Raw genomic sequence first — 8,172 nt, forward strand, 5'->3', positions numbered from 1 at the left:
CCCGCGACCTCCGGCGTGACAGGCCAGCATTCTAACCAGCTGAACTACCGCTCCGCATTGTTGCTATTTCCTGTTTTCTCACCGGCCTGGACCGGAGAGAAAACAAAGCCTCCAGCTTTTGGCCGGAGGCCTCGTTGAATGGCGGAGCGGACGGGACTCGAACCCGCGACCTCCGGCGTGACAGGCCAGCATTCTAACCAGCTGAACTACCGCTCCACACTCAAACTTTTACCGCGGTGCTGTGGTGGGTGCTGAGGGTTTCGAACCCCCGACCCTCTCCGTGTAAAGGAGACGCTCTACCGCTGAGCTAAGCACCCCAGCGAGCCGCTTAGTTTACAGCATCCTTCAGGGCCTTACCAGCCTTGAACGACGGATTCTTCGAAGCAGCGATCTTGATGGTGTCGCCGGTCTTCGGGTTGCGGCCGGTGCGGGCAGCACGGTCGCGGACCTGGAAGGTACCGAAGCCAACCAGGGTGACCGCATCGCCGTCCTTCAGCGCCTTGGTGACGGCAGCAACGACGGCATCGACAGCGCGGCTGGACTCGGCCTTGGTCAGGTCGGCAGCTTCAGCAACGGCATCGATCAATTCGGTCTTGTTCATTCTCTACAACTCCTTTGGCGGTGGGTTCCGCTTATTCGACAGGGAAGCAACCGCACGCCTTCTGCATGCGGCCGCCATGTGGAAACGGTTCGCCGATTCAGTCATCGCTGACAGCGATCACTCATTCGCGAGTGCTGCTTTTATACCAGTGGCCCTACCCCCACGCAAGCTGGAAAGCCAGCAACGACGCGGGTTTCGGGCCATCGGACAGCGCGCGTCAATGCTTGACGCGCGCGCTTCCACTCGGTTTGGCCTTGCTGCGCACCGTGACACGCTGCGCACTCTTGCGCGCCTTCTTCGGTGCCAGCGGGCGCTCCAGCGCCAGGTCCAGGACTTCTTCGATGTACTTCACCGGCACGATCTCCAGATCGCGGGTGACGTTGGCCGGAATGTCTGCAAGGTCCTTGCGGTTCTCTTCCGGAATGATGACCGTCCGGATACCACCGCGCAGTGCGGCCAGCAGTTTCTCCTTCAAGCCACCGATGGCGGTGACACGACCACGCAGGGTGATCTCACCGGTCATCGCCACGTCGGCACGCACCGGCACCTTGGTCAGCATCGACACCAGCGAGGTGACCATTGCCGCACCGGCACTCGGTCCGTCCTTCGGCGTGGCACCATCGGGCACATGCAGGTGCACGTCGTGCTTCTGCAGGAAGTCGCTGTCGATGCCGAAGCCGACCGCGCGCGAACGCACCACCGACAACGCCGCCGACGCCGATTCCTTCATCACGTTGCCGAGCTGGCCGGTCAGGATCAGCTGGCCCTTGCCCGGCACCAGCGTCGATTCGATCTGCAGCAGATCGCCACCGACTTCGGTCCACGCCAGGCCGGTGACCAGGCCGATCTCGTTCTCTTCCTCGGCGCGGCCGAAATCGAAGCGACGCACACCCAGGTACTTGTCCAGGTTCTTGCTGGACACGCTCACCAGCGCCTTGGACTTCTTCGCGCCCTTCTTCGCCTTCACCGGCTGCGGGCCGGCCAGCGCGATCTCCTTCACCACCTTGCGGCAGATCTTGGCGATCTCGCGTTCCAGGTTGCGCACGCCCGATTCGCGCGTGTAGTAGCGCACGATGTCCTGGATCGCATCGCTGCCGATCTCCAGTTCTTCCGGCTGCAGGCCGTTGGCCTTGATCTGCTTCGGCACCAGGTAGCGGGTGGCGATGTTGAGCTTCTCGTCCTCGGTGTAGCCGGGGATGCGGATCACTTCCATGCGGTCCAGCAGCGGGCCGGGAATATTGAGCGAGTTCGAGGTGGCCACGAACATCACTTCGGACAGGTCCAGGTCCACTTCCAGGTAGTGGTCGTTGAACGCGTTGTTCTGCTCCGGGTCGAGCACTTCCAGCAGCGCCGACGACGGATCGCCACGGAAGTCCATCGACATCTTGTCGATCTCGTCGAGCACGAACAGCGGGTTCTTGCTGCCGACCTTGTTGAGGTTCTGCACGATGCGGCCCGGCATCGAACCAACGTAGGTACGACGGTGGCCACGGATCTCGGCTTCATCGCGAACGCCGCCCAGCGACATGCGCACGAACTTGCGGTTGGTAGCCTTGGCGATGGACTGGCCGAGCGAGGTCTTGCCCACGCCCGGCGGCCCGACCAGGCACAGGATCGGGCCCTTCATCTGCTTCACGCGCGACTGCACCGCCAGGTATTCAAGGATGCGCTCCTTGACCTTCTCCAGGCCGTAGTGGTCGGCGTCGAGGGTGTCCTGCGCGGCCTTCAGGTCCTTGCGCACCTTGCTGCGCTTCTTCCACGGCACGCCCAGCAGCCACTCCAGGTAGTTGCGCACGACCGCCGCTTCGGCCGACATCGGCGACATCTGCTTGAGCTTGTTCAGTTCATTGCGTGCCTTGGCTTCAACCGCCTTCGGCATGCCGGCTTCGGCGATCTTGCGGGCCAACTCTTCCAGCTCGCCCGGTGCATCGTCCAGGTCACCCAGTTCCTTCTGGATGGCCTTCATCTGTTCGTTGAGGTAGTACTCGCGCTGGCTCTTCTCCATCTGCGACTTCACGCGGCCGCGGATGCGCTTTTCCATCTGCTGCACGTCGATCTCGCCGTCGACCAGGCCGACCAGCATCTCCAGGCGGTCACCGACGGCCAGCGTTTCCAGCAGGCGCTGCTTGTCGGCCAGGCGCACGCTGATGTGCGCGGCGATGGTGTCGGCCAGGCGGGCCGGCTCATCGATGCCCGACAGCGTCTGCAGCAGCTCTGGCGGCAGCTTGCGGTTGGTCTTCACGTACTGCTCGAACAGCGACATCAGCGAGCGGGCGATCGCCTCCACCTCGCGTGCTTCGCGCTCGTCGGTGGCGTCGATCTCCACGGCCTGGCCGTGCAGCGAGCCGTTACGCTCATCGACGTGGGTGACCTGCACGCGCGACAGGCCTTCGACCAGCACCTTGATGGTGCCGTCGGGCAGCTTCAGCAGCTGCAGCACCTGCGCCAGCGTACCGACCTGGTAGAGGTCGGCCGCATGCGGGTCGTCGGTCTCGGCCGACTTCTGCGCCAGCAGCAGGATGCGCTTGTCCGACTCCATTGCCTGTTCGAGCGCGTGCATGGACTTGTCACGGCCGACGAACAGCGGGATGACCATGTGCGGGAACACCACTACGTCGCGCAGCGGCAGGACCGGCAGGTCGAGGGTTTCACTTGGGGAACGGGCCATGGGGGCTCCAGGGAAGGGGAAAACCGCCTCCGGGAGGGCATCTTCCGGAGACAAAAAAAGCCGATGGCCCCGTTATGGGGCCATCGGCTTTCAGATGCAAGGCATTCCTTGAAAATCCTTTCCAATCAACAACCTGGAAGGATCACTCGGCGCCTGCGGCCTTCTGTTCAGGGGCCGCCGGGGTCTGGTAGATCAGGTACGGCTCGGACTTGTGCTCGATCACCGACTCGTCCACCACCACCTTGCTTACGTTTTCCTGCGACGGCAGGTCGTACATGGTGTCCAACAGGACCGATTCGACGATGGTGCGCAGGCCACGGGCGCCGGTCTTGCGCTTGAGCGCCTTCCTGGCGATGGCCGACAACGCGTCCGGACGGAACTCCAGCTCGACGTTCTCCATCTCGAACAGCTTCTTGAACTGCTTGGTGATGGCGTTCTTCGGCTCGGTCAGGATCTTGATCAGGGCCGGCTCGTCCAGCTCCTCCAGGGTCGCCACCACCGGCAGGCGGCCGACGAACTCGGGGATCAGGCCGAACTTGATCAGGTCTTCCGGCTCGACTTCGGCCAGCACCTTGCCCACTTCCTGCTTGCGCTCGCTGCTCTTCACCTTGGCGCCGAAGCCGATGCTGCCGACGTCGGTGGAACGGGCCTGGATCACCTTGTCCAGCCCGGCGAACGCGCCGCCGCAGATGAACAGGATGTTCTTGGTGTCCACCTGCAGGAATTCCTGCTGCGGGTGCTTGCGGCCGCCCTGCGGCGGAACGCTGGCCACGGTGCCTTCGATCAGCTTCAGCAGGGCCTGCTGCACGCCTTCGCCGGACACATCGCGGGTGATCGACGGGTTCTCGCTCTTGCGCGAGATCTTGTCGATTTCATCGATGTAGACGATGCCCTGCTGCGCCTTCTCGACGTCGTAGTCGCACTTCTGCAGCAGCTTCTGGATGATGTTCTCCACGTCCTCGCCCACGTAACCGGCTTCGGTCAGCGTGGTGGCGTCGGCCATGGTGAACGGCACGTTGAGCAGGCGGGCCAGGGTCTCGGCCAGCAGCGTCTTGCCCGAACCGGTCGGACCGACCAGCAGGATGTTCGACTTCGCCAGTTCGACGTCGTCGTTCTTCTGCCGGCTCTCGATGCGCTTGTAGTGGTTGTACACGGCCACGGCCAGCGTGCGCTTGGCGCGGTTCTGGCCGATCACGTACTGGTCGAGGACCTCGAGGATCTCGCGCGGCTTGGGCAGCGAACTGCGCGCCGACTGCGCCTTTTCCTCAAGTTCCTCACGGATGATGTCGTTGCACAGCTCCACGCACTCATCGCAGATGAATACGCTCGGACCCGCAATCAGCTTGCGCACTTCATGCTGGCTCTTGCCGCAGAAAGAGCAGTAGAGGATCTTGCCGGTGTCCGTGGAACGACCTTGGCGGTCTTCGCTCATGCTTCGCTTACCCAGTTACCCCACCCGCTGAACGGGGGTTCGATTCGAGAATAGCACAGGGCCGAGGGGACACCAGTCCCGCCCGACCCTGCAGGAACGGGGCCTCCCTGGCCCCGTGATGGCCGGTCAGCCGGCCTGGATCGACTCGTCCGGACGACGCTCCAGGACCTGGTCGACCAGACCATAGGCCTGCGCCTCGAAGGCGCTCTTGAAGTTGTCGCGCTCGGTGTCGCGGGCGATCGTCTCCAGCGACTGGCCGGTGTGCTTGGCCAGCACCTCGTTCAGGCGCGAACGCAGGGTCAAGATCTCACGCGCGTGGATGTCGATGTCGGTGGCCTGGCCCTGGTAGCCACCCAGCGGCTGGTGGATCATCACGCGCGAGTTCGGCAGCGCATAGCGCTTGCCAGCTTCGCCCGCGGCCAGCAGCAGGGCGCCCATCGAGGCGGCCTGGCCGATGCAGGTGGTGCTCACATTCGGCTTGATGTACTGCATGGTGTCGTAGATCGCCATGCCGGCGGTGACCACGCCACCCGGCGAGTTGATGTAGATGTTGATGTCCTTTTCCGGGTTCTCCGACTCCAGGAACAGCAACTGCGCCACCACCACGTTGGCCATGTGATCGTCGATCGGGCCCACGAGGAAGATCAGGCGCTCTTTCAACAGGCGCGAATAGATGTCGTAGGCACGCTCGCCGCGGCTGGTCTGCTCGACCACCATCGGAACCAGGTTCAGGGCTTTGGTTCGGTTGTCCATTACGTGAGGTACCTATCTTGGGGGGCAACAACCCCGCGCCGGCAAAGGCGCGGGGCATCCGGTGATCCGCCCGGGCTTACTGGCGGATCGCGTCCTGGAACGACAGCTTCTCTTCGGTGTGCTGGGCACGTTCGGCGATCCAGTCGATCACCTGCTCTTCCATCACACGGTTCTGCAGGCCAGACATCAGCTGGGGGTCGTTGCGGTACATCTCAATGACCTGTTCCGGCTCTTCGTAGGTCGAAGCGATCAGACGCATCGTTTCGTTCAGGCGCTTGGCTTCCAGGCGCAGGTCGTTGATGCGGGCCACTTCACCGACCAGCAGGCCGACCAGCACGCGCTTGGCGGCCGCTTCCTTGAAGCCTTCGTGGGCATCGGCCGGGATCTCGCCGACGTTCTGGCCGTTGCGGCGGATCTGCTCGACCTGCTGGGCCAGCATGGCGCGGGCTTCGTTCTCGACCAGGCGCGGCGGCATTTCCACCGACGAATAGGCGGCGATCAGCTGCTCGCCCACTTCGCGGCGCAGGCGGTTCATCAGGGCACCCTTCAGCTCGCGCTCCAGGTTGGCGCGGATGTCGCTGCGGAACTGCTCGACGTCGCCGCCCTTCACGCCGAAGCTCTTGATGAAGGCTTCGTCGACCGCCGGCACGACCGGCTCGGACACTTCGGCAACCTTGACGGTCACCTGCACGGTCTTGCCGGCCAGCACCGGCACGCGCCAGTCAGCCGGGAACTCGACGTCCAGGGTCTTTTCTTCGCCCTTGGCCAGGCCGACCAGGCCCTTTTCGATGGTGTCGAACATCATGCCCTGGCCGAGCACGATCGAACCCTTCTCGGTGCCCTCGGCCGGCAGGCGCTCTTCGCCGGCCTGCGACCAGGTTTCCACCGCGACCAGGTCACCGTCCTGCGCGCCACGGCTGACCGGGGCCCAGGTACGACGCTGGTTCTGCAGGTTCTCGATCATCTGGTCGATGTCGGCGTCGGTGATCTCGGCGCTGTGGCGCACGACGGTCAGCTTGCTGACGTCGATATCGCCGAAGTCCGGCACCACTTCCACGGTGGCCACGAAGGAGAATTCACCCTCGTCGCCCTTGTCGATGCGCGGGCTGCCGACGATGCGCAGGTCGTGCTCACGCACGGCGGCATCGAAGGTTTCGCGCAGCAGGCCGTCCAGCGCCTCGCCACGGACCTGCGCGCCGAAGCGCTGCTCGATCACCTTGGCCGGCACCTTGCCCGGACGGAAACCCTTGATGCGGGTGGTACGGGCGATTTCGCCCAGGCGGCCGACGATGTGGCTCTGCAGACGCTCTTCCGGCAGCGAGAAGCTCAGGCGGCGTTCCAGGTTGCCGGTGGATTCGATCGAAGCTTGCATGTTGACTCCTGCCACCGGCGGCCCACGCCCCCGGCTCGATGATTGGGATGAAACGGTTGTAAGGACACGACGTCTGGGACGCGCCTGCTTGCCGCAGCCCTTTAGTTTCGCCCAATTCGGCCTGCACTGCCAGCGCGTGCCGGTCAAGGGGGCGCAGATGGCCCGATCAGGGCGGGGACAGGCCGGCACTGGTGCGAAAGGGGGGACTCGAACCCCCACGCCTTGCGGCACTGGAACCTAAATCCAGGGCGTCTACCAATTCCGCCACTTTCGCGTGGCCGGCTCAGGCGTTCATTGTCGCAGGCGGGGGCTGGAAGCGGAAGGCCTGCACAAAACTGAATCTGCAGCGATGCGCGCGGCCCCTGCATCGCTGCCGCCCCGGCGGGCGCACCGCCCGCCAGGACGACTGCGGCTTACTGCTGCGGTACAGCGCGGGCCGGTGCCATGCCGGCATGTTCGGCGGGCGCCTCCCCCTTGCGGATCTCCACGCCCCCGTCGTCGGTACGGCGCAGGGCCACCGACTCCGGCATGGCCTTGCGCACATCCACCGAACCGTCCGCATTGCGCTGCACATCCACCGCGTCAGGCAGGACCTCCGCTTCCGCAGGCTGAGCCGGCTGCATCTGCATGGCGTCACCCACCGGGCGCGCCGGAGTGCTCTCCGTGCCCGCATCGCGTTCAACGGTCTTCGCGGGATCATTGGCCGGCGCGCAGGCAGCCAGCGCCATCAACGCGAAGGGAACCCACAGCGTGCGGTGCAATCGATTGATATCAGCCATCAACATCTTCCTTCGTGCATGCGCCTTCGGCGCGGAAGATCCATTGGGTGCGATACAGGACGCGATGCGGTGAGAAGCAGCGCACAGCATTGAAAACACTGATGACGCGTATGTCCCTGATTTCAGCATCGCTTCAGTAGATTCACGCCATGCGCCGTTTCAGTAGATGAAATGCCACCCGGCGTGCAGACAAGAAAAAAGCCACTTGGCGAACCAAGTGGCTTTCGTCTGGTGGGCTGTCAAGGATTCGAACCTTGGACCTATTGATTAAGAGTCAACTGCTCTACCAACTGAGCTAACAGCCCGAAATCGGGGCGCGAATTATGACCCGATCCGCTCGGTGGGTGCAAGCACTTTTTTCAACATCGTTGAAACCAGCACTGCGGTCCCGCTGCATTGCAGATCCACGGCCAAGTGGGGCTCTGCAACCCGTGATCCATCGAAACGATGGGAGTCACACTTATAAGAAAAAAGCCACCTGGGATACCAGGTGGCTTCTGTCTTGGTGGGCCGTCAAGGATTCGAACCTTGGACCTATTGATTAAGAGTCAACTGCTCTACCAACTG

The 8,172-nt window shown here is 63.5% G+C and carries 6 protein-coding genes and 4 tRNA genes; all 10 read right to left on the reverse strand.

What is annotated here, in order from left to right:
- Positions 1-139: 139 nt before the first annotated feature.
- Positions 140-216 (reverse strand) — tRNA-Asp (locus tag QRO95_RS09730).
- Positions 217-242: 26 nt separating this feature from the next.
- A tRNA-Val gene (locus QRO95_RS09735) sits at positions 243-317 on the reverse strand.
- Positions 318-328: 11 nt separating this feature from the next.
- Entirely contained in the window at positions 329-601 is a 273-nt protein-coding gene (locus tag QRO95_RS09740) for an HU family DNA-binding protein (protein ID WP_004146343.1), read from the reverse strand.
- Positions 602-818: 217 nt separating this feature from the next.
- On the reverse strand, positions 819-3,269 hold the full coding sequence (gene lon / locus QRO95_RS09745) for an endopeptidase La (RefSeq protein ID WP_032129321.1): 2,451 nt from the start codon (positions 3,267-3,269) through the stop codon (positions 819-821).
- A 142-nt stretch (positions 3,270-3,411) separates the two neighbouring features.
- The gene (gene clpX, locus QRO95_RS09750) at positions 3,412-4,701 is read right to left on the reverse strand and encodes an ATP-dependent Clp protease ATP-binding subunit ClpX (RefSeq protein ID WP_004154600.1); all 1,290 of its coding nucleotides are present in this window, start codon (positions 4,699-4,701) and stop codon (positions 3,412-3,414) included.
- A gap of 126 nt (positions 4,702-4,827) precedes the next feature.
- Positions 4,828-5,454: an ATP-dependent Clp endopeptidase proteolytic subunit ClpP gene (gene clpP, locus QRO95_RS09755; protein WP_004146318.1), complete on the reverse strand. Its 627-nt coding sequence runs from the start codon at positions 5,452-5,454 to the stop codon at positions 4,828-4,830.
- 76 nt (positions 5,455-5,530) lie between these two features.
- A complete protein-coding gene (gene tig / locus QRO95_RS09760) occupies positions 5,531-6,826 on the reverse strand; it encodes a trigger factor (protein ID WP_049400909.1) in 1,296 nt (431 codons plus the stop codon).
- A 189-nt stretch (positions 6,827-7,015) separates the two neighbouring features.
- Positions 7,016-7,100: transfer RNA gene (locus QRO95_RS09765), tRNA-Leu, on the reverse strand.
- A 139-nt stretch (positions 7,101-7,239) separates the two neighbouring features.
- Entirely contained in the window at positions 7,240-7,605 is a 366-nt protein-coding gene (locus QRO95_RS09770) for a hypothetical protein (RefSeq protein ID WP_071228865.1), read from the reverse strand.
- A gap of 229 nt (positions 7,606-7,834) precedes the next feature.
- Positions 7,835-7,910, reverse strand: a tRNA-Lys gene (locus QRO95_RS09775).
- Between the last annotated feature and the right edge of the window lie 262 nt (positions 7,911-8,172).

The sequence above is a fragment of the Stenotrophomonas maltophilia group sp. Smal13 genome, from assembly GCF_030236855.1.
In the GTDB taxonomy this organism is placed as follows: domain Bacteria; phylum Pseudomonadota; class Gammaproteobacteria; order Xanthomonadales; family Xanthomonadaceae; genus Stenotrophomonas; species Stenotrophomonas maltophilia_A.

Coding starts and splice junctions, on each gene's coding strand:
- QRO95_RS09740 (WP_004146343.1), bottom strand. CDS start 601: ATGAACAAGACCGAATTGATCGATGCCGTTGCTGAAGCTGCCGACCTG.
- lon (WP_032129321.1), bottom strand. CDS start 3,269: ATGGCCCGTTCCCCAAGTGAAACCCTCGACCTGCCGGTCCTGCCGCTG.
- clpX (WP_004154600.1), bottom strand. CDS start 4,701: ATGAGCGAAGACCGCCAAGGTCGTTCCACGGACACCGGCAAGATCCTC.
- clpP (WP_004146318.1), bottom strand. CDS start 5,454: ATGGACAACCGAACCAAAGCCCTGAACCTGGTTCCGATGGTGGTCGAG.
- tig (WP_049400909.1), bottom strand. CDS start 6,826: ATGCAAGCTTCGATCGAATCCACCGGCAACCTGGAACGCCGCCTGAGC.
- QRO95_RS09770 (WP_071228865.1), bottom strand. CDS start 7,605: ATGGCTGATATCAATCGATTGCACCGCACGCTGTGGGTTCCCTTCGCG.